This is a genomic window from Algoriphagus sp. A40, from assembly GCF_002002735.1.
GTDB lineage: Bacteria > Bacteroidota > Bacteroidia > Cytophagales > Cyclobacteriaceae > Algoriphagus.
The window spans coordinates 204,007-225,270 of sequence record NZ_MUNY01000078.1 but is presented as its reverse complement, the minus strand read 5'-3'; the positions used below and the strand labels follow the sequence as shown (position 1 = coordinate 225,270).

General features: G+C 41.8%; 23 protein-coding genes and 1 tRNA gene. 8 read left to right on the top strand and 16 right to left on the bottom strand.

All coding sequences use genetic code 11. The features are described 5' to 3' along the window. Positions 1-6: 6 nt before the first annotated feature. A complete protein-coding gene (locus B0E43_RS20930; RefSeq protein ID WP_254423471.1) occupies positions 7-276 on the top strand; it encodes a hypothetical protein in 270 nt (89 codons plus the stop codon). Between the two features lie 51 nt (positions 277-327). Here B0E43_RS20930 and B0E43_RS20925 read toward each other — a convergent pair whose 3' ends face one another. The 8 genes from B0E43_RS20925 to B0E43_RS20890 form a co-directional block, all read right to left on the bottom strand. Continuing rightward, positions 328-1,041 carry a hypothetical protein gene (locus B0E43_RS20925; protein ID WP_139352841.1) on the bottom strand — a complete coding sequence of 238 codons (714 nt, stop codon included), beginning with the start codon at positions 1,039-1,041 and terminating at the stop codon, positions 328-330. Positions 1,042-1,153: 112 nt separating this feature from the next. Then, positions 1,154-1,624, bottom strand: coding sequence for a RadC family protein (locus B0E43_RS20920; protein WP_077353330.1), 471 nt, complete (start codon positions 1,622-1,624; stop codon positions 1,154-1,156). Between the two features lie 323 nt (positions 1,625-1,947). Beyond that, complete coding sequence (locus B0E43_RS20915) at positions 1,948-2,964, bottom strand: toprim domain-containing protein (RefSeq protein ID WP_168171996.1); 1,017 nt, start codon at positions 2,962-2,964, stop codon at positions 1,948-1,950. A gap of 193 nt (positions 2,965-3,157) precedes the next feature. Next, on the bottom strand, positions 3,158-4,180 hold the full coding sequence (locus tag B0E43_RS20910) for an AAA family ATPase (protein ID WP_077353328.1): 1,023 nt from the start codon (positions 4,178-4,180) through the stop codon (positions 3,158-3,160). Positions 4,181-4,457: 277 nt separating this feature from the next. Next, positions 4,458-4,760, bottom strand: coding sequence for a hypothetical protein (locus B0E43_RS20905; RefSeq protein ID WP_077353327.1), 303 nt, complete (start codon positions 4,758-4,760; stop codon positions 4,458-4,460). Positions 4,761-4,830: 70 nt separating this feature from the next. Next, positions 4,831-5,526, bottom strand: coding sequence for a hypothetical protein (locus B0E43_RS20900; RefSeq protein WP_077353326.1), 696 nt, complete (start codon positions 5,524-5,526; stop codon positions 4,831-4,833). A gap of 2 nt (positions 5,527-5,528) precedes the next feature. Next, the gene (locus tag B0E43_RS20895) at positions 5,529-6,785 is read right to left on the bottom strand and encodes a tyrosine-type recombinase/integrase (protein ID WP_077353325.1); all 1,257 of its coding nucleotides are present in this window, start codon (positions 6,783-6,785) and stop codon (positions 5,529-5,531) included. 183 nt (positions 6,786-6,968) lie between these two features. Then, positions 6,969-7,041 (bottom strand) — tRNA-Met (locus tag B0E43_RS20890). A gap of 66 nt (positions 7,042-7,107) precedes the next feature. On the opposite strand from B0E43_RS20890, the gene era reads away from it, so the two are divergent. From era to B0E43_RS20870, 4 genes are all read left to right on the top strand, one after another. Further along, on the top strand, positions 7,108-8,001 hold the full coding sequence (era, locus tag B0E43_RS20885; protein ID WP_077353324.1) for a GTPase Era: 894 nt from the start codon (positions 7,108-7,110) through the stop codon (positions 7,999-8,001). Between the two features lie 2 nt (positions 8,002-8,003). Next, positions 8,004-9,317 carry a ribosome biogenesis GTPase Der gene (der, locus tag B0E43_RS20880; protein ID WP_077353323.1) on the top strand — a complete coding sequence of 438 codons (1,314 nt, stop codon included), beginning with the start codon at positions 8,004-8,006 and terminating at the stop codon, positions 9,315-9,317. 76 nt (positions 9,318-9,393) lie between these two features. Then, positions 9,394-9,582, top strand: a complete 189-nt coding sequence (locus B0E43_RS20875) for a hypothetical protein (RefSeq protein ID WP_077353322.1) — start codon at positions 9,394-9,396, stop codon at positions 9,580-9,582. Between the two features lie 68 nt (positions 9,583-9,650). Continuing rightward, entirely contained in the window at positions 9,651-10,274 is a 624-nt protein-coding gene (locus B0E43_RS20870; protein WP_077353321.1) for a SprT-like domain-containing protein, read from the top strand. A gap of 4 nt (positions 10,275-10,278) precedes the next feature. Here the strand turns inward: B0E43_RS20870 and scpB are convergent, their stop codons facing one another. The 4 genes from scpB to B0E43_RS20855 form a co-directional block, all read right to left on the bottom strand. Beyond that, a complete protein-coding gene (gene scpB / locus B0E43_RS20865) occupies positions 10,279-10,839 on the bottom strand; it encodes an SMC-Scp complex subunit ScpB (protein ID WP_077353320.1) in 561 nt (186 codons plus the stop codon). Positions 10,840-10,841: 2 nt separating this feature from the next. Beyond that, complete coding sequence (locus B0E43_RS20860; protein WP_077353319.1) at positions 10,842-11,225, bottom strand: TraR/DksA C4-type zinc finger protein; 384 nt, start codon at positions 11,223-11,225, stop codon at positions 10,842-10,844. 265 nt (positions 11,226-11,490) lie between these two features. Then, on the bottom strand, positions 11,491-11,661 hold the full coding sequence (locus B0E43_RS23035) for a hypothetical protein (protein ID WP_168171995.1): 171 nt from the start codon (positions 11,659-11,661) through the stop codon (positions 11,491-11,493). Between the two features lie 63 nt (positions 11,662-11,724). Next, positions 11,725-14,238: a lamin tail domain-containing protein gene (locus tag B0E43_RS20855; protein WP_077353318.1), complete on the bottom strand. Its 2,514-nt coding sequence runs from the start codon at positions 14,236-14,238 to the stop codon at positions 11,725-11,727. Positions 14,239-14,396: 158 nt separating this feature from the next. On the opposite strand from B0E43_RS20855, the gene B0E43_RS20850 reads away from it, so the two are divergent. Then, entirely contained in the window at positions 14,397-15,386 is a 990-nt protein-coding gene (locus B0E43_RS20850) for an aspartate-semialdehyde dehydrogenase (RefSeq protein ID WP_077353317.1), read from the top strand. Continuing rightward, positions 15,386-16,573 carry a class I SAM-dependent methyltransferase gene (locus B0E43_RS20845; RefSeq protein ID WP_077353316.1) on the top strand — a complete coding sequence of 396 codons (1,188 nt, stop codon included), beginning with the start codon at positions 15,386-15,388 and terminating at the stop codon, positions 16,571-16,573. Before B0E43_RS20850 ends, B0E43_RS20845 begins: the two co-directional genes overlap by 1 nt. A gap of 12 nt (positions 16,574-16,585) precedes the next feature. Here the strand turns inward: B0E43_RS20845 and B0E43_RS20840 are convergent, their stop codons facing one another. Both B0E43_RS20840 and carB read right to left on the bottom strand, forming a co-directional pair. Then, entirely contained in the window at positions 16,586-16,843 is a 258-nt protein-coding gene (locus tag B0E43_RS20840; protein ID WP_077353315.1) for a DUF4834 family protein, read from the bottom strand. Between the two features lie 26 nt (positions 16,844-16,869). Further along, complete coding sequence (gene carB, locus B0E43_RS20835; protein ID WP_077353314.1) at positions 16,870-19,689, bottom strand: carbamoyl-phosphate synthase large subunit; 2,820 nt, start codon at positions 19,687-19,689, stop codon at positions 16,870-16,872. Between the two features lie 180 nt (positions 19,690-19,869). Between carB and B0E43_RS20830 the strand changes: the two genes are divergently transcribed. Beyond that, entirely contained in the window at positions 19,870-20,544 is a 675-nt protein-coding gene (locus B0E43_RS20830) for a peptidoglycan DD-metalloendopeptidase family protein (protein WP_077353313.1), read from the top strand. A gap of 12 nt (positions 20,545-20,556) precedes the next feature. Here B0E43_RS20830 and B0E43_RS20825 read toward each other — a convergent pair whose 3' ends face one another. After that, positions 20,557-20,847: a hypothetical protein gene (locus tag B0E43_RS20825; RefSeq protein ID WP_077353312.1), complete on the bottom strand. Its 291-nt coding sequence runs from the start codon at positions 20,845-20,847 to the stop codon at positions 20,557-20,559. Positions 20,848-20,925: 78 nt separating this feature from the next. Beyond that, positions 20,926-21,195, bottom strand: coding sequence for a hypothetical protein (locus tag B0E43_RS20820; protein WP_077353311.1), 270 nt, complete (start codon positions 21,193-21,195; stop codon positions 20,926-20,928). Positions 21,196-21,264: the final 69 nt, after the last annotated feature.

Below are 21,264 nucleotides of genomic sequence, written 5' to 3'. Positions count from 1 at the left end.
CAACAAATGGCTAAGAAGCTAAATGACCCAAGCAAGGGCAATAAAAACCTCGGCACCAAACAGCGAGGAATCGGAGTGCTGATCAATCCCGAACCAGAAATCCAGCAAAAAGAAAAAGTATCAAGCAAAGAGTTCGACACCGAAGATGTAAAGATCTATTCCCTCCGAATTCCTACCGCCATGTTTGACAAGCTCAAATATGAAATCGGCCGAGAATCAAAATTATCAATGCGAGATATGATTTTAAAGGCGGTGGCTGAGCATTATGGAATTTAGCGAAATGGTATTCAATTCTTCAAAAAAAATACTAGAACCGGATTGTTGGTATCATGTTTTTATTTCATTCCAAACGATTCTATCCAATGCTCTGCACTTCTTATCTAATGTAAAAGAAACTCGTCTTTGAAGTGTCTCTATGTGTTTTATAATCGATTTATGGTTTTTAATAAAGTGTCCTTGAATATGTAGACTTGGAACTTGAAAATTGAATTGATAGGATCGTTTACTTTTCTTCAGAAGGGTTGCTACTACCATATGATGTTCAAAATCATTTTTTCCCCTGTGAGCAAGAAAACTATCGCGGATTGATATTAGTGTGGAGTGAAAAGTCTTCGATCTGTTGCTAACTATATATTTTTCAGGCTCTAGTGAACTGTATCCATCATCTGATTTTTTGAAACATCGTGAATAGCGCATTATAGCTTGAGTCCAAAGTGCTGAAACAATTAAATCATCAAGTTTCTCAAATTTCTCCGTCAGTATCACAGCCTTTTTTATAGAATCAACTGCTATTTGCAGATCATTAATTATCAGCTGGTACGATATGATGGGCATTCTTAATTTTGCATCTTCACCAATAGTCCAAAGTTGCGCATCTGTCTCTGACTTTATAATATCTAGTACCTGTTTCTCAAGCTCTTGGTTCATTTTTTTCAAATTGTTGCCAGCATCTCTATGAATCTCACACTCTTTTTCATTATCGCATTTATCTGCTGTGCTCAAAGCTGATTCTTTGGCTGATCCTTTTGTCAAATTAAGCAATTGGGTGATTTGATCAAGAGGGAAAACCACATTTTAGTTGGAAACTGACAAATAGTGCCTGTGAATTGTTGCTATCCTGACAATTTTAATCCAGCAACAAGAAAAAAGGAAGCTAAAGCTCCCCTTCATCTGCGAAAGAAAAGTATCCTTCTGAACTTAGAATCACATGATCCACAATGGGAAGATCCAAAGCTCGACCGATTTCTACCAGTCTTCGAGTCAGTCTTCTATCCTGTTCGGATGGTTGTAGATTTCCACTGGGATGGTTATGACTTAAGATTAGGGATGATGCGTTCGCTTTCAATCCAGCAGCAAAGACCACTTTAGGATCTACCACAGTTCCAGCAGTTCCACCGGTACTGATAGTGCAAATACCCAATACTCGGTTTCCTCTGCTCAAAAGCATCACTTGAAACTGCTCAATGTACTCCAGCGCGTCAGAATTCCAGAATTTCAACAAGACATCATAAACTTGCCTAGAGCAAGTAACTTTTGGACGTTGGCTTGCTTTGATTTTTGGCCGATATGACAGTGTAATTTCTGCGACTTCATTGAAGTGGAATGATTGAGTTAAGGATTCCATAATTTTTTTGAGTTTTGGTGAAACATGAATTATGGAATGACCTCAGCCCTGTTCCGAGCAAGGCCAAGAGGAAAAGGAATAAACCAGCTGAGAATTGCGGGTGAGCTTTATGCCGGAAGCTCTTGGCCACCCTGAGGATAAAGGGCTAACTTATTCCGGAATTCAGGTTCACCTACTCATCTCTTTGTAAAAAATGAAAAAGGGTTTGGCGATGCCAAGAAACAATTCAGGGAAAAATGGGCATTAGAGAGTTGCTAAAGCAATAACAAAATGACTTTTTGGATGAAAATGAAGATTAGGGAAAGATTTTGAACGCCTCCTTTTCACCGGGCCATTATTCCAACCAAAAACGCATTCAAATCCTCATAATTAGAATAAATCTCCCTTTGGTCGAAAATATCCACCTTCATTTTCAAAATCTCCTCTACTTTTGACTCCTCTATTTTTAGGTTGACTATCAACTGTCCAAGTTTGTCCTTTCGACTTCTCAATGCAGTCAAATCCCAATCAGTAGTCAATCCATTTTGAAGACAATATTGGTACAGTTTAGCAACCTTGATAAAGCCATTAGTATAGGTCTCCCCGGTAGCGTCGTTATCTAAGTAGAGTTCTACTTTCTGTCTTTCCTTCAAAATATCAAGCATTAGCCGCAGACTAAGATTGGCTGTACTGTTTAAAATGATGGCTTTGAAATCTGTAGCTTCGGAATGATTCATATAGCTCAAGAAGTCAAACCAGCCTTCAAAAACTTTGATGCTTTTAGCGGCCCCAAAAATCTGAATCGAAATGCCTCCTCCGAGAATATTTCCCTTAAAAATGGAGGATCGGAGTACCCATCCGCCCGATTCATTCGGAAAACCAACTGCGAAATATCGCTTTCCCTTATTCCGCCAATGCACCTCTTTACCAAAGGGTGCAATATCTTGAAGATCAATTCCCCTTCTTTGAATGTATTGAATCAATGCATCATGGCTGATCTCGCAAACTTTCTCTACCACTATCTTCGGAGCGATCTCTGGTTTTTGTCTTGGAAGAAATTCTCTAACCGGAACGGATCCAGAAAGACTTTCCACTGACTCGAAGAAGGTTTTGTTTTCAAATTCCTGAACCGCAGCGATAATATCTCCCCCTTTTCCAGCGGCATGATCATACCACACATTGGCTTTGTCATCCACTGCAATCGAGCCAGTTCTCTGTTCCATAAAGCCGAAAAAATATTCCTTTCCGTGGATGCCTTCGTACTTAAGAAATCCGGATTTGACCAGGCTATGGAAATAATCGAGCACCGGGAATTCCTGTTTGATCTTGGTAGCGGCTTGTTTTACCTCTGAGTAGTTCATAATATTTACATTTTTATATAAATACATCTATACATAAATAATGCATCTTATTGATTTAAAGGAGTCTTGTCTTTCCTTTTGTCGTGAATTGTCGGACTACCTGCAAAAAGAAAAAGAGGGGGTAAAGGCAAGTGGAAATCGTACTACTCGCACACCTCGTACCCCTCGTACAGTTCGATTTTTACGATTGAGGTTACTCGTCCAACTCAAGTTGCTTGAGCCATTTCCTTACAGCTCCTTCTGACACTCCGAGTTCCTGAGCTATGTTCACATTGGTATGGCCTTCATTTTTGAGTTCCAAGGCCTTGGTCTTCATTTGAGATTTATCGACCGGATTCAACTGCTTTAGATGATCCGACTCTTTTCCAAACTGGAGGAAGCGAAATGAACTGAAATTTGAGTCTTTGCCGATTTTACAGACCAGGACATTTTCGGAGGGATATTTAAAAGCACCATACCTGACTTTAATCTGCTTCAAGTATTTAATGGAAGGGTCTTTTTGACTTTCACCCACAGCGAAACAAGAATCAATCAGATTAATAAAGCTCTTGCTTCCCTGAATGTCGTTTCTACTGATCGGAGCAAACAAATTCCTTTTTGGAGTATGGGCAATGAGCAAAATCGACCACCCGTGAATCTTCTTCAGATTGTTTAGCCTTATTAAAAAAGGAGTGGTGTTTCTGGCCTTCTCATTATCTGAAATCACACAAGACAGATTGTCGATTACGAGGATTTTTGCCCCGGACTTGGAAGCCTGAACCTCTATCTCTTTAAAAAGGAAGCTCTCATATTCTTCAAAAGCCTCATCAAATCCATATGGATTGATTTCTGCTCTCAGGAAAAGGTCACTGAATTCGAAATGATCAAACAGTATATCCCTTTCCTTGTCATACTGAGCATATCTCATTTCAAATTGCTTGGCAGTCAATTCCAGGTCAAAGTAGATGACTTTGGACGCTTTAAGCTCCATCTCCAATCCTAGGGTTGGAACTCCTTTGGATACACTGTCGATGATTTGTACAGCAAGCAAAGACTTACCTTGATTGGTATCAGCGAAGAGTATGCATAGCTCTTCCTCATACCAAAACGGGCCAAAGATCTTTTTGGGAATAGGCTTAGTCTTGGCTTCATCCATCCATTCATTGGCGGATTTGATGATTAGGAAGTCACCGGAACGCGAATCGTTCGTGTTTGTATTGTGATTTATTGAGGTCATATTTTTTAGGCAATAAGGTTTCGATTAGCATTTTGGCGTAAATGCTATTTTTAAATTCTTCGTAAACTTTTAGGATTTATCCGACTAGATATAAGGACTTATCGCGAGCGAAGTCAGGGTATGAAAAGTTCATTAAACCACCTTGCCTTGGTTGATTTTGATCAAAAGAATGTTCAACTTGGAGCATGTTTTTAATTTTGAGACGGTTAAAAGCAAACCAAGGAACTGCCTATTGCGCATTTTCAACAAAAGGAAAGGATGGCCATCCTTTCCTTTTTTAATTCTCAAACTCCCCCGCAAAAAACCTATCCACCTCTCTCTGGTGAATAAACCGTCGTTTCCCTCGGTACATAGAGCGAAACTCCTGGCCTTTGGATTCGGAAACTGACTCCATTTTTGAAATGGAATAATGAGATTTCACCCCCGTTGCCTCCATGAATTCTTGGAGTGACAACCATTCATCTTTAACGGATTTACTAGCTGGATGAATGCTCGAGATTTTCTCTTCCAGATTCTTGAATTTCTCTTCCAGCCATTTTTGGCTAACAGCCGCAAACGGAATAAAAGTGTCTTGATTCATATTGATTTGAGTTTGATTTACTCAAATATAGAGAAAAAATATAATTTCGGTCACTGGTGTCCGTTTTTTTTCAATGATTCAAATCCATTGGATTGAGTCGATAATAATGAAGCATTTCGGAATCAAAGCGATCATCCATCCATTTTTTTAAATCTGCAATATTCTGATTATCATCAATTACCGCCATCCTAAATTGAAGCCTATTTACCTCCGGCCAATTAAATGATTTATAAATCCTGAAAAAATCGAATACCCGTCTGACTTCTTCAATTTCCATGAATCGCTGAAAAAGTGCTAGATCAAGATGCTTTAAACCTGACAAAAACCGGGTAGGACCGGCAGCATTTAACAAATCAATCAAGTCTTGATCAATTTCTGCAAGAATCTCTATCAATTCCTTTTCCTCAAAAACTTGATCAAAATAATCAATGACTTTCTCTAAGGCAGTATTCTCGAAGACCTCATTTACCACCATAGAAGGTGTAAACTCAACCGCCAAGACATCCTCAAAATAGTCTCTAAGCAGTTCAATGTGCTTTACTTCGTCTTCAATTAGACTGATCACATCTCTATTGAAATTGCTAAGGATAGAGGACTCACCACCATTTTCATTCACAAATCGTATTCCCAACCTTGATGCAAATTTGGTTTTCGCATTCTTGTACCTTACCATGACATATAAAGGAAAGCTAGCAGATGATTTTCCAATCTTCTCAAGTTCCTTCCCGTGGTAATGTTTGATTGCCAGTTTAGTTTTCTTTTGCATACTTATCGCTGAATGAAGGAAAGGATTCTCTTATAGGTTTCCAGGGTTCTTCTTTCGGTATAATATTTCTTAAGAACCGAGCCGGGCGAATGCCCAAATATCATTCTAATATCGTTATCATCCATCCCCAGTCGGTCAGTCCAGGTTCCGAAGGTCTTTCTTCCTACCTTATTGGAAAGCACATCCGAGAATTTAATTTTCTCTGCAAGGACTTTCAGGTTTTGGTTAAACTTCTGCTCTGAAATAGCCACGCCTGCAGGAAACAGATAATCTCCACCTTCTTGAAAGTACTTATTTACTATCCGTTTTGCGGTTTCATTGAGAGGGATCCAAAATTCCTCCCCGTTCTTTTTTCTCTCCCCTTGAAGCACCAAGTGTTCTGGATTTTCTTTCAACAAGTTCCAATCAAATCCACTTTCAGAACGAATTGCAATCAAATCATTATAGTATAGTGCTGTATTGCACAACAAAAGAAAAAGATCCCTGGTGATTTCAAGTCTTCTCTCTTCAGGAGAAAATTTCATTTCAGACAGCAGTTCATACTGTTTATCATTAACATAGATGATTTTATCAGGCCTTTTGGTTGACTCGACATCCAGTCTTTCAAATATTCGCTTCTTAAAAAGAATCCCATACTGGTCACAATACTCTCGATAGATCACCTTCAGACGATCCACATATTTGGCAACCGTGGTGTCGGAATTAATATCCGTTGATTCGCTCCGCAAGAAATCAATAAACCCCAAGACAAAAGCCTCATCCAAATCAGCCATCACAGCCTGGCTTTTATAGCTATCAACCAAATTCTTTAAGGTCACATATACCTTTCTCGTTCCTTCAGCTTTCTTTTTGGTTGCTCCAAATTTGAGAGAGTAATCGATATAGGATGAAATTTTATCACTAGCCCCAGGAGCAATTGTTCCATTAACACCTTTAATTCTTTTGCCTTGGTGTTTTACCAGATATATGTTCTTCAGTTTATCAGCGGTCAGAACCTCACTCCGCTTATAAAAATCCTGGATGATTTCTTTGAGATGATGAATTTCCCTTGCAATTACCCGATTGTGAAAATCAGCATACAGATATTGACTATTGACCCATTTTAATGGTTTGCCCGACCAAGCATTTTTTGGAATCTTTTCAAGGTTGAGATTAATGTAGTGTCTCCCTTTACGATTAATGCACAAATAGATCGCTTCACCGTCGGGCGACTTTTTACTTTTCGGATTTAAAACCGCGGAAATTTTGAAATCTATCATGGTTCAAAATATCGAAAAAATTCAAGGCGGACAAGAAGGGGGACAAATTGGGGGACAAAAAGGGGGACAAAAAGGGGGACAAAATCATTAGAATTTATCAGAATAAAATAGATTCGAAATAGTTCTAATTGCCTGAAAAACAAAAAACTCCGAACAATTTTTACATTGTTCGGAGTCTAAAAGTAGCGGGAACAGGACTCGAACCTGTGACCTTCGGGTTATGAGCCCGACGAGCTACCAACTGCTCCATCCCGCGATATTGTGATGCAAAGGTAAGGACAAACTCTCAAAAATCAAGTACCTTTGCAAAAAAAATAAAAAAATGACCGCTCAAAACCATAAAGCTGGCTTCATCAACATCGTGGGTAAACCCAATGTGGGCAAGTCCACTCTTATGAATATCCTTGTGGGTGAGCGGCTTTCCATTGTTTCTTCCAAAGCTCAGACCACCCGCCACCGGATTTTGGGCCTGATAAATACAGATGAATATCAGATCGTTTTTTCTGATACTCCTGGGATGCTTAAGCCAAAGTATGAGCTTCACAAGAATATGATGAGCTTTGTCAACCTATCTCTGGAGGATGCGGATGTGATCGTATTTGTCTCTGATCTCTATGAAACCGACGAAGAAATCGAGGAAATAATCACCAAGATCAACGCCTCCGGAGTCCCGGTTTTGCTTGTAATCAACAAAATTGACCTAGCCAAAGAAGGTCAACTTGAAGAAGTCACAGCCTATTGGACTTCCCGAATAAAATCCGAAACTGTCATCCCAATTTCCGCTCTGGAAAAATTCAATACCGAACGGATTCTCCAGGAAATTGTAGATCGGCTACCAGTTCATCCTCCTTTTTATGACAAAGAGGAACTAACTGACCGCCCTGAGCGGTTCTTTGCCTCTGAGATCATTCGCGAAAAGATTTTCAACAATTACAAAAAAGAAATCCCTTACAGCACGGAAGTGGCCATTGAGGATTTTTATGAAGAAGAGACGATCATCAAAATCCGCGCGACCATTTATTGCGAGAGAGACAGCCAAAAAGGCATTATCATCGGTGATAAAGGTAAAATGCTGAAGAAAGTCGGAATTGAGTCCAGAACGGAACTGGAGAAATTTTTCGGAAAAAAGGTCTTTCTCGAAACCTTTGTAAAGGTGGAGCAGGACTGGAGAAAAAATAAATTGAAACTTAAAAAATTTGGGTACGACCCAACCTGATCATGGCAAATATAGTAGCAATAGTAGGTAGACCTAATGTGGGTAAGTCCACACTTTTCAATCGATTGGTAGAAGAGCGCAAGGCTATCGAAGACAACATGAGCGGGGTCACCCGAGACCGCCATTATGGACATGCCCAATGGGCCGGAAAGTTTTTTTCCGTTATTGATACCGGAGGATATGTGACTGGATCGGATGATGTATTTGAAGCAGAGATCAGAAAGCAGGTGAAACTTGCCATCGAAGAAGCTGATGTCATCCTTTTTGTAGTGGATTGCCTGGACGGATTGACGGATTTGGACACCGAATTCGCCAATGAACTCAGGGGCACCAAAAAACCCATCTTCATTGTTGCAAACAAAGCTGACAACCGCGAAAAGGCCATGATGGCTCATGAATTTTATTCACTGGGGATCAGCGACTTTGAAATTTATCCGATTGCCTCAGCAAGTGGAAGCGGTACCGGCGAACTCCTGGATGAAGTGATCAAGCATTTCGAAGACGAAGGAATCGAAGATCCGGATGCAGGCATTCCAAAAATCTCAATCCTCGGCCGTCCAAATGTTGGTAAGTCTTCATTTTTGAATGCCTTGCTAGGACAGGAGCGCTCCATAGTGACTGATGAAGCCGGGACAACCCGCGATGCAATCCATACCAGGTATAAACTATATGGGCAAGACTTCATCATCACTGACACGGCCGGGATCAGAAAGAAGGCCAAAGTAAAAGAGGACGTGGAGTTTTTCTCCGTGATGCGTTCCCTCAGAACATTGGAGGAATCGGATGTAGTTATCGTCATGATCGATGCCACGCGAGGCCTCGAAGCTCAGGACATCAACCTGATTTCCCTTGCTATCAAAAACAATAAAGGAATCATGATCATGGTGAATAAGTGGGATTTGATCGAAAAAGATCATAAGACCATGAAAACTATCAAGGACGACATGATCGACCGACTGGGAGAAAACAAATGGATACCGATTATTTTCACCTCGGTAATGGACAAACAGCGGATTTTCCAGGCAATTGAATTGGCTGTAAAAGTTTATGAAAATAAGACCCGACGTGTCCCTACTTCCAAATTGAATGATGTCCTCCTCCAGGAAATTGAAAAATATCCGCCACCGGCATGGAAGGGAAAATACATCAAAATCAAATATGTCACTCAATTGCCAACCAAAAACCCTGTATTTGCATTTTTCTGCAACCTCCCTCAATATATCAAGGACCCCTATACCCGATATCTTGAAAACCGTATCCGGGAAAATTTTGATTTCGAGGGAGTTCCGGTCAAAATAGTTTATAAAAACAAATAAAAAATATTTGATCAGTACTTGTGCAAATGCAAATAATACTAGTACCTTTGCACCGTAATTAAGAAAACCATAACAAATGAAAAAGGTATTTGCAATTTTCGCAATCGCTGGCTTGATCGCTACTGCATCTTGCGGTAACAAGACAACTGAAGAAACTACAGTTGAAGAAACTGTTGTAGTTGAAGAAACTCCAGTTGTTGAAACTCCTGCTGTAGACACTACTGCAGTTGCTGCTGACACTACTGCTGCTACTCCAGCTCAGTAATCAATCCCGATTAAAAGGAAAGAAATTAAGAGTCCCGAATTCGGGACTCTTTTTTTATTTTTAGGGCAATGAATCCCACCGATCAACTCAGGAAAATTTTTGAAAAACATTTGCCACTTCCTGCTGTTGCCTATTGCCTAGATCTTTGGCAAAAAATTCCATTCTCCTTTAAAGTCCAAAAACCAAGAATCACCAAACTAGGGGATTTTCGCTATCGCAAAGACCGAAAAATCCAGACCATCACCATCAACTCTGACCTAAATTCCTATCAGTTCCTACTGACATACATTCACGAGGTCGCGCATTTACATGCTTTTGAAAAATATGGATTTGGACTTTCCCCTCATGGCAATGAATGGAAAAAGGAATTCCAAACCCTGATCGGACCAGTTTTAAATGACGATGTTTTCCCGAGGGATATCCTGATTCCTTTAAGGCATCACATGCAGAATCCCTCGGCGAGTTCCTCAAGAGATCTTTTTCTGATGAAAGAAATGAGTAAGTACGATCTGATTTCTGAATCGAGGGAAGAAGAAATCTTTTTGTCAGATTTGATGCCCGGAAGGCAATTCATCCTTTCAGGCAGAAAATTCCAAAAAGGAGAAACACGCAGGACTAGGGTTCTATGTGAGGAAGTAGGATCTGGGAGAAAATACCTAGTCTCAAGATTGGCCAAAGTTAAGCCAGTCTGAAAGGTTATTCCCGCTCCTCCCCGATTTGATTTTCGGGTTGGGAAAAATCCTTGGGTTGAGGCAAATCTTTGATCGAATTAATCCCAAAGTACTCCATGAATTTTTCAGAAGTCCCGTAAATCAAAGGCTTCCCAACACCTTCTGATTTTCCTTTGATTTCAATAAGCTCTTTTTCCAGGAGCTTTTGAACAGAATAATCACTGTTTACACCCCTAATCTGTTCGATTTCACCTTTTGTAATCGGTTGCTTGTAGGCAATAATAGAAAGTGTCTCCAATTGGGCCGTCGACAGCCTTTTTTGAGACTGCTGCCGCAATAAAATACTGATACTGACTTGGTAGGCTGGTTTGGTCAAAAATTGGTATCCACCCCCCAAATGCTCCAAAGAAAAGGCAAAATCCTCTTGATTGAATTTCTTTCTCAAATCATAGATAGCCGATTCGATGTGATCAAGCGGCACCTCAGTACCAAACATTTCATTCAGGCACTTTGAAATCTCCAAAACCGCCAAGGGCTCCGGGGCACAAAAAATCAAAGCTTCAATATGCCGGTGAAGAAATTCCACACTTACTTCTTGGCGAGTTTGGCTTCTATGGAATGCATGGTATGTGGCACGGCTTTAAGTCTCTCCTTTGAAATTAACTTACCGGTATCCACACAGATTCCATAGGTTCCGTTTTTGATCCGTATGAGGGCATTTTCCAGGTTGATCACAAACTTTTGCTGGCGGGCGGCTAGCTGACTCAGACTTTCTCTTTCCAAGGTATCTGCACCGTCTTCAAGAAGCTTGGATGTAGAAGCGGTATAATCCGTACCACTGTCATTTTTCTTACTGAGACTTTCTTTCAATGAGGACAACTCTTCTTTTGCAACAGCAAGTTTCTGAAGGATGATCCCTTCAAATTCTTTCAATTCCTCCTGAGAATATGCGGTTTTTTCTTCCAAGCTCATGATAAATGAAGGGTTAAATTTAGTATTGGGACGGATTTTTAAGGGTTTGGTTCCCTAAAATACGCTGGACTTTGGGATTTGCAAAAATTAAAAAACTTGGTTTTTGAAAAGTCCATATCAAAAAAAGTCAATCATTGATCCCGATATTCACTATTCATTCATAATCAATCAATTATAATCCACCCTTGGTTTACTGATACAGAAAATGGAAAAAGAATTTTCAACTATATCGTTTATGGAATCTTTCCAAAATAAAAAAAAGCCGTCAGGCGACGGCTTTCTCAGTCTGGAGAATTTTTTCCAACCTCCTATTCAAAACCAACTCATCGGCTTCGATGCTATACCGCATTCTCAAATATTGCTGAACTTCTTTCATATTCTTCCCTTCTCGAAGTACTAACTCCTGCAGGGCGATGGTAATAATATCTCGGTTCATGGGTTTAAATAATTGAAACTCAAAATACTGAAAATTTGAGTTTTAACCCATAAAAAAGTGAAATTAAAGACGCGTAGCCACCACAATCGTTTTTTTTATCAAACTGGTTTTGCCACCAGGCTCGTATAGCTCTGCCACAAGCACATAATAACCCGCTCTGACCTGTTTGCCTGAAGCATCTGTTCCCGTCCAAGTCAAAAGTCCACTGGTCCCCAGCAGCTGATTTTGGGCTAAAGTCTGGATCAATTGCCCCCCTGAAGAGTAGATTTTAAATGTGCCGACCCAACCCGACTGATCCAACTGGTAGCTTATGCTGGTAAAAGCCGGCCCAGAACTTCCCTCCGGATCAAAGACTTCAGGCTCAATTCTGATTAATTCTGCTTCAAATTCTCCGGAAATTTCCTGTGAGTTTTTCCGGCCAGGGGTTGCAAACTCTTCATTTCCGGAGGCCGATTGCCAGTTTGATCTCTGTGAAGTAGGAGTTGTGGGAGAAATCCTCTCCAACGAGACTCCTTTTGGATCACTGAGAAGCGGATGATGGAGATCTTCGTCATAAGAAAAGCTTTCCTCTATTTGCCCCTGGGCGGAAATCAAATAAACAGTTCCGCCCGAAATGGGATAGCTTGGCAAAGAGGAGATTGAGAGAAAATTTCCCTGGGAAGATTTGGGATAGGCCAATCGCAGAGAACTGGGGTCAGTCGTAATAGTAAGGTAGCCTTCCGGCTCCAAAATCAATCCCGGAATTCCGAAAACCTTTACCTGGTCTGGATTTTCCCCATCCACTGAATTTGCCAAAGCCCAGCCTTCCAGGCTCAGGTATTTTTGGCTGATGTTTATTATTTCTACAAATTTTGGATCTCCGGTTCGGGGATTAAAAAGCAGCTCATTGATGATCAAGTCACCCTTTTCAGGAATCGAAGGAAGTACAAGATTGATTTCTTGATCCGGAAGTGGATTTCCATGGCAATCAAAAAGCCCATTCATCTTAACGGAATAGACAAGGTTGGATTCAGCTGGGGATTTGAGCAAAATCAGAATATCAATTCCTGTCAAATAAATTAAACTGTCAATTTCCTGATTAGGCGAAATTGAAAGATTCTCTTTTTTCAATTTGGGCAAAATCGGATTGGAAAACAGAAGAATAATCACCGTGGAATCACTGAAAAACGCAGAAACCAATTTCGGCTGAGCAATTTCAGGATCGGGATCAAAAATGGAGTTTTGAGTCCCTGGAGTCCCTCTCAGTGGATTTAGTGAAGGTTTCAACAAACCTGAATTGTCACAGTGGAAATTCGGGTTTGGCACCTCCAAACTATATCCACCATTTGCAAATTCACCTCCTCCCCAAGTCGAGGTGGTAAATGAGACTTGATCAATATTGACACCTTTCGAAGATTTTATGGTAACCTGATCACCGGAATTAAGTAAAGTTGCCCAGTTTTTTACCTGAAGCACCTGCCCGTATTCTATAAACTGTGAAGCTGAGCTCTCGGGAGCCAAAATCAGGTATTCACCTGGTTTAAGCCAAAATTCTCCCAAAGCAGTTTCCAATTTGGAGTTTGAAAGACGGACTCCATCAAGCCTAAATTCATTTTCTCCAGCATGAAAAAGCTCAATGAATTCCACGTTTGGGAGGTCCTGACCGGCTCTTGGCGCTGGCATTAGCTCATTTATTACCAATGCCTTCTCCGAAATCGAGGTGGGATCAAAGAATGTAAAAGTGACCGTGGTGTCCCGTAGAAAATTCCCTTCCAAATCAGGAATCTGGCTAATCGAAATTTGATGATCTTCTCCCTGCTCAAGCAATTCGGAAAAAGTAAGCACAACCAGCGAATCCTTCAGCAATTCAGCTTTTTCCGGATTTTCACCATTCAGACCATAGGCCAAAGGTATTGTCGAAAACACTGGGTCGACCTTTTCTGAAAACCGAATGAGAAGTGAGTTTTCACTATATCCTTTCACTTCATGGACTTTGGGCTGAGTTTCGTCCTTGACTAAATCCCCAAATTGAAAGTCATCCATGATCCACCTTGCGGCACTTCCAGAACCAGGCCCATATCGAATTTCCAAAACTAAAACAGCTTTTGTGGCAGATTTTAAACCTTCGGGAATCTGAATACCAAATTTTCTGAATTCCTGATTTTCATTTGAAAATTCAGCATCAAGGCCAATTTGGACAGGTTCCGAAAACTCTCCATCCAGATTTTCTCCCCAAGAATAAAAAACCAAAACCGGGCGATTTCCACTTCCGATTTGGATCGATTTTGCATAAAACTCCACTTCTGGATTTTGGAAATCACCGGGACTCAAGCGAATCCAAATTTTCCCGTTAAACGTGCTAATAGGCTGCACCGCAAGAGCTTTGCTACCGGCTTTCCCCAATCCTGAAACCTGAAAAACCCGTGAGGATGTGGCGTTGACTTCATTTCCATACCACCCGGGCAGAAACTCAAGCGGATAACTTAAGGACTGAAAATCAGATTCAAAATCCTGATTCTGTGCAAAAATATTTTGGACTCCCCCAAAAAACCAGAGGAGAAAAAGCCAAAATGCCATTTTGAAAAAGTGACTCTTCATTAAAAAATGTTTTAAAAAGTCTTACCTAAATATATAAAAACGGAGACTTTCTGTCTAATCTTTTACTAAAAACAATAGAAAATTTTCAACCACAATCCTGAAAATGAACGCTTAGTCCTTACTTTTGCAGACCAAAATCAATTTAAACCTATTATCCAATGAAACTGGCTGTAGTAGGTGCTACCGGACTGGTTGGTACCGAAATCCTCGAAGTGCTCGCTGAGCACAATTTCCCTTATGACGAATTACTATTGGTGGCTTCCGAGCGATCAGTGGGTAAACAGATCGAGTATAAGGGTAAAAAACACACGGTAATCGGTCTTGCTGATGCCGTAGCAGCCAAACCTGAAATTGCAATTTTCTCAGCAGGTGGAAGTACTTCTCTAGAGTGGGCTCCAAAATTTGCTGAAGCTGGCACTTTCGTCATCGACAATTCTTCTGCCTGGAGAATGGATCCAAGCAAAAAGCTGGTAGTCCCGGAAATCAACGCCAAAGAAATCACTGCAACTGATAAAATCATTGCCAATCCAAATTGCTCCACCATTCAGATGGTGTTGGCATTGGAGCCTCTGCGTCAGCGCTATGGCATCAAGCGAGTTGTAGTCTCTACCTACCAGTCGGTGACCGGAACAGGCAAAGCCGCGGTTGATCAAATGATGGCAGAGCGTGCAGGAACTACTCCTGACATGGTCTATCCTCACAAGATCGATATGAACGTCCTTCCGCACATTGACGTGTTCCAGCCAAACGGCTACACCAAGGAAGAGATGAAAATGATCAACGAAACCAAGAAAATCTTCAGCGACGATACCATTCAAGTGACTTCTACCACTGTGCGAATCCCAACTATGGGCGGTCACTCTGAGGCTGTAAACGTGGAATTCAAACAAGATTTTGATCTGGCCGAAGTTAGAAGTCTTTTGGAATCAGCTCCAGGCGTAATCGTACAGGATGATCCAACCAACTTCATCTATCCAATGCCTATCACAGCACATAAGAAAGACGAAGTATTCGTTGGACGTCTCAGAAGAGATGAATCTCAAGCTAACACCCTAAACATGTGGATTGTGGCTGACAACCTTAGAAAAGGTGCTGCGACCAATGCCGTTCAGATTGCAGAATACCTTTTGGAAAAAGGACTTGTTTAATGGATTTCAGCGAGTTTCATAGCGCTGAATTTAGACAATTTGTGCAGGATCATCTCAGTGAGGATCCTGCACTTTTGCTTTTAAAATATCGGGGAAAGGTCACTTTTGACCTGAAAGAAGCAGCTCAGCAGATTTCTGCCCGGCAAAAAGCCGCCAAAAAACTTCCAGAATGGGTGGCCGATCCCCGCATTATTTTTCCTGCTTCGATTTCCCTAGAACAAAGTTCCTCAGAGGAAACTGCCAGATTCAAAGCAAAGAAGCTATCCGGCAAACTGATGATTGACCTGACAGGAGGATTTGGAGTGGACAGTTTTTACCTGAGTCCAACCTTCGAAAAAGCGATCTATTGTGAGCAAAACGAAGAATTGGCAGCAATTGCCCGGCATAATTTAGAGATCCTTTCTCCAGGAAAATTTGAAATCATCTCCGGTGACGGATTGGAATTTTTGAGAAATACAGATTTGAAATTCGATCTCATCTATGCCGATCCAGCGCGCAGGGGTAGCGGAAATCAAAAGCTTTACAAAATTCAGGATTGCCAGCCCGATGTGGTGGGTTCATGGGATTTGATAAAAAGTAAAGCTGACAAAATTCTTCTCAAGCTTTCCCCAATGCTAGACATTTCACAGGCGTTATCTGAACTGCCTGAAATTCAAAAAATCACCGTCGTTTCAGTTAAAAATGAGGTGAAAGAGGTTTTACTTTTTTGGGAAAGTGACAATTTAACAGGCGGAAAGAAAATTGAAGTCAGGGATTTGGGCAGTGATTTTCCAGCTTTTGGATATCAGTTTGAAGAGGAGGAAAAAGCTATTTCGATCCTAGGAGAAGCTGAAAAATACCTTGTCGAACCCATAAGTGGGATATTGAAAGCAGGGGCTTTTAAGCTTTTTGGCGAACGATTTGGATTGAAAAAACTGGAGAAAAACAGTCACCTCTACACCTCAGATTCCATTCCTTCTGAAATTCCAGGTCGGGTTTTCGAAGTCATCCAAGAAATTTCTCCCAAAAAGCAGGAAATCAAAACACTTTTCCCCTCGGGCAAAGTCAATGTAATCTGCCGAAACTATGTCATCGGAGCCGAAGACCTGAAAAAGAAGCTGGGCTTGAAAGACGGTGGTGAGGATTTTTTGATTGGCACCAAAACAGGAAGTGGGTTTAAGGTTTTTTGGTGCAAAAGAGTAAAATAAAAAAGTGAAGGATTACTCCTTCACTTCTTCGTAATCGACGTATTCGCCGCCTTCAATATTTTTTTTCCTCTTTTCCAGTTCCTCTTTCGGAATAAAATCCACATTCACCGCATCTTTTGGTCTTGAAGCGCGCTGTTGGGCTCTCTGTTGCTCCATAGCGGCTTCGTTGACCTGCTTGGCAAACTTGGCCAGCTTGGATCGGATAAAATAGCGGATGAGTTGACCCAAAAGCCAACCCACCCCTAGAAGTATTACAAGAAATTTTACCAAAGTTTTTCAGATTTAGGGAAATCAGATTATCTACTTAGATAGAGGTTTCGCTCTGAGTAGATCTTCAGGAAATAATCATCCATCAAGTCGTCAATAAAATAAATCGATTCACCGGTGGATTTCATTTCAGGACCGAGTTCCTTGTTGACATTCGGAAATTTGTGGAAAGAAAATACAGGTTCTTTGATTGCATAACCCTTTTTCACGGGTTTGAATTCAAAATCCGTTACCTTTTTCTCACCCAACATCACCTTTACGGCATAATTCACATAAGGTTCCTGATAGGCTTTACATATAAACGGTACAGTTCTGGAAGCGCGTGGATTGGCTTCAATGATGTAAACCTTGTCATTCTTTATCGCAAACTGAATATTGATCAGACCGACCGTCTTCAATGCCAAAGCGATTTTTTGGGTGTGAACCTCAATTTGTCGCATGACCAGGTCGCCCAAGTTGTATGGAGGCAATACCGCGTACGAATCTCCAGAGTGAATACCTGCTGGTTCGATATGCTGCATGATACCGATGATATAGACGTTTTCACCGTCACAAATCGCATCGGCCTCTGCTTCAATCGCATTCTCGAGGAAGTGGTCAAGCAGAATTTCATTGTTTGGAATATCTCTCAGGACATTGACGACATGCTGCTCGAGCTCTTTTTCGTTGATCACAATCTTCATCCCTTGTCCACCGAGCACATAGCTTGGGCGAACCAACAGCGGGAAGCCGATGGTCTTGCAAAGCTCCAAGGCTTCGTCTGTATTGTGGATGGTACCAAACTCAGGATAAGGGATGCCCAAGTCTTTGAGCAGCGTGGAGAATCGACCTCTATCTTCAGCCAAGTCAAGCGCCTCAAAGCTTGTTCCGATGATCTTGATTCCGTATTTATCAAGCTTTTCAGCCAACTTCAAAGCCGTTTGACCGCCTAACTGCACAATAACTCCAATTGGATTTTCCTGTAGGATGATTTCGTAGATATGCTCCCAGAATACCGGTTCGAAGTAAAGTTTGTCGGCAATATCGAAGTCAGTGGATACTGTCTCAGGGTTACAGTTGATCATGATGGTCTCGTAGCCGCATTCTTTTGCAGCCAAGACTCCATGGACGCAAGAGTAGTCAAACTCAATACCTTGGCCGACGCGGTTAGGACCTGAACCCAAGACCACGACTTTCTTCCTGTCGGATCTTACGGATTCATTTTCCTCTCCAAATGTGGAATAATAATAAGGAGTCTGTGCTTCAAACTCAGCAGCGCAAGTATCTACGAGTTTGTACACCCGTTTGATCCCCATTTCGTCGTATCGCTTGTTGAACACTTCACTCTCCAAGCAATCCAGCAGATGTGCAATCTGTCGGTCAGCGTAGCCCATCTTCTTGGCGCGCTCCATCACTTCCTTAGGAATCGTCCCAATCTTATATTTCTCGACTTCCGCTTCGAAATGGATCAGTTCCTCGATCTGTCTCAGGAACCACTTGTCGATCTTGGTCAGGTCGTGGATCGTGCGGAAAGAAATACCCAGCTTGAAGGCGTCATATATGTGGAACAGCCTGTTCCAGCTAGGATTGGCCAGCGAGTATAGAATCTGCGCCTGATCTTTCAGCTCTTTGCCGTCAGCCCCCAGACCGTTTCTTTTGATTTCGAGTGATTGACAGGCTTTCTGAAGTGCTTCTTGGAAGTTGCGGCCGATGCCCATGACTTCACCCACAGCTTTCATCGAAAGTCCCAGGCGACGGTCAGAGCCTTTGAATTTATCAAAGTTCCAGCGAGGCACTTTCACGATCACGTAGTCGATCGCAGGCTCAAAAAATGCCGAGGTTGTCCCGGTAATCGTATTGGTCAGTTCATCCAGATTGTATCCGATGGCCAATTTCGCTGCAACTTTTGCAATAGGATATCCTGTAGCCTTGGATGCCAAAGCTGAGGATCGGGAAACCCGTGGGTTGATCTCGATTCCGATGATGGTCTTATTATCCGGGCTTACCGCAAACTGGACGTTACATCCACCTGCGAAATTCCCGATGCCTTTCATCATCTTGATGGCCTGATTTCGCAGCTCTTGATACACCGTATCAGGAAGTGTCATGGCCGGAGCTACCGTGATGGAGTCGCCTGTGTGTACACCACAAGGGTCAAAGTTTTCGATTGAACAAATCACGATCATGTTTCCAATCGAATCCTGCATCACCTCCAGCTCGTATTCTTTCCAGCCCATGATGCTTTGCTCGATGAGCACTTCGTGGGTTGGTGAAGCCTGCAAACCTACGGTCAGGGCCTTTTCGAAGTCTTCTTCTTTCTCCACAAAACCTCCTCCAGTACCACCTAGGGTATATGAGGGACGGATAACCAACGGAAATCCGATTTCCTGGGCGATTTCTTTGCCTTGCAAAAAGGAAGTAGCCGTATCTCCGATACAGACGCCAACTCCCAACTCCTCCATCAGAGCCTTAAATTTCTCACGGTTTTCAGCAGTCTCGATTGCGTCAATATCCACTCCGATCATTCTTACCCCGAAGTTTTGCCAGATTCCAGCTTTATCACAGTCGATAGCTAGATTCAAAGCCGTTTGTCCACCCATAGTCGGAAGGACAGCATCGATATCCGGATGTTCGGTCAGGATTTTCTTGATGGATTTCTTTTCCAGAGGAAGCAAATACACATTGTCGGCAGTCACAGGATCGGTCATGATCGTGGCCGGATTGGAGTTGATAAGCGTCACGATAACGCCTTCTTCACGAAGTGAGCGAGCTGCCTGAGAGCCTGCATAGTCAAATTCGCAAGCTTGGCCGATGACGATGGGACCTGAACCGATGATGAGAACGTGCTTGATGCTACTGTCTTTTGGCATTTCGAGGTGGGATAGGGAGAGAGAAATTACTTACGTCCAAATTGGCGCAAAATTAGAAAAATAATCCGAAGGGGGAAGGATAAACTCAGAGAAATGGGGAAAGAGATTGGAGAAAAGTGAAATTCACCCATCCGGGTACAGATATCGAAATTATTCTTTTTGAATCTATATTTTCACAGAATGAATTGGATTGATTTTGAGTTTTCACCGATTATGGGCGAAAAGCTCACCGCAAAAAATACCCTAAAACTTGATTTTACTGCCGCAAACAGCGAATTGAAATTCCTAAATCTCGTTGATACTGAAGAATTTGACCGATATGTTTTCGGAAAGCTGAAAGGGAAAAACAAAAAATACGGGATCGGAGGCTATCTGGAAAACCGTGCGATTTACAGTCGAAGTGAAGTTTTTGCCACAACAGAAGCCGATTTTAGAAATATCCACCTAGGAATTGACATTTGGACCAAAGCCGGGGTTTCGGTTTATGCTCCAATGGATGGAAAAGTCCACAGCTTCCAAGACAATGTTGGTTTTGGAAATTACGGCCCAACGATCATATTGGAGCATGACCTTGCAGGGAAAAAGTTGTTTTCGCTGTATGGTCATCTCTTTCGAAGTGATCTGGAAAATTTAGAAATAGGAAAAGAAATTAAATCAGGAGATCTACTCTGCAATGTCGGACCCTACCCGGAAAATGGAGATTGGCCTCCACATTTGCACTTTCAGTTGATGTGGGATTTGGGAGAAAATAGTGGAGATTATCCCGGGGTTGCGGCAGAAAAGGATTTGGAGTTTTATCGAAAAAACTGCCCTGATCCTAACTTGATTCTGAAATTCAATATCGACTCGATTTGAGTATTGGCTGAATTAACATCCGCAGTTCTTTGCCAAAAAGTCAACTCCCTTTCCCACACCTGATCGGATCACGCCCGATATGGACGCAAAATTCCAGTAGTCGGAACCTCCGTCTTTGTCTGATTTGCTGAAGCCAGAGTTTTCGGAAACTACGGTGTTATCAGAAACGATTTCTCCTGTTTTGGTCTCAATCAAGGCTATTCTTAGGATTGCGCTTACCTCCATGTCAGGTTCTGGAGCGAGATCGTATGCCTCCTGGTCGGTCTGATATGACCAGCCTTCTCCCTCCCGAGTAGGCCCCAATGAAAGTCCGAGAAGATAAGTATATCCTAATTCGGATTCGATTTTAGCCCGTTGGCTGGGATCGTTCAGATCTTTGATTCAAGACTTGAGCAATTCATAATCGAGTTGGTCATAAAGCTCAATTTTTGTAAAGCCTTTTCCCCTCAAATCACTTAAAATCTGCCTTTCCAGCTGGTTTTTCTCAGCGACACTAAGCAGCTGAAAGCTGGGTTCCCATGCTAACGGAAGCAATAGAATCCCATCATTTGGATTCAGACAAACCGAGCAAGAGCGAGAAGTATAGATTTTGGAAGTGGTGCAGGAGGCGAAAATGGATAAAGAGACTAAAAAGTGGATAAGCTTTTTCATGCTATGAATTTTAAAATATTAATACGATAAAAGATGTTTTAGGCTCAGTGATTTCCAAGCGGTTAAAAT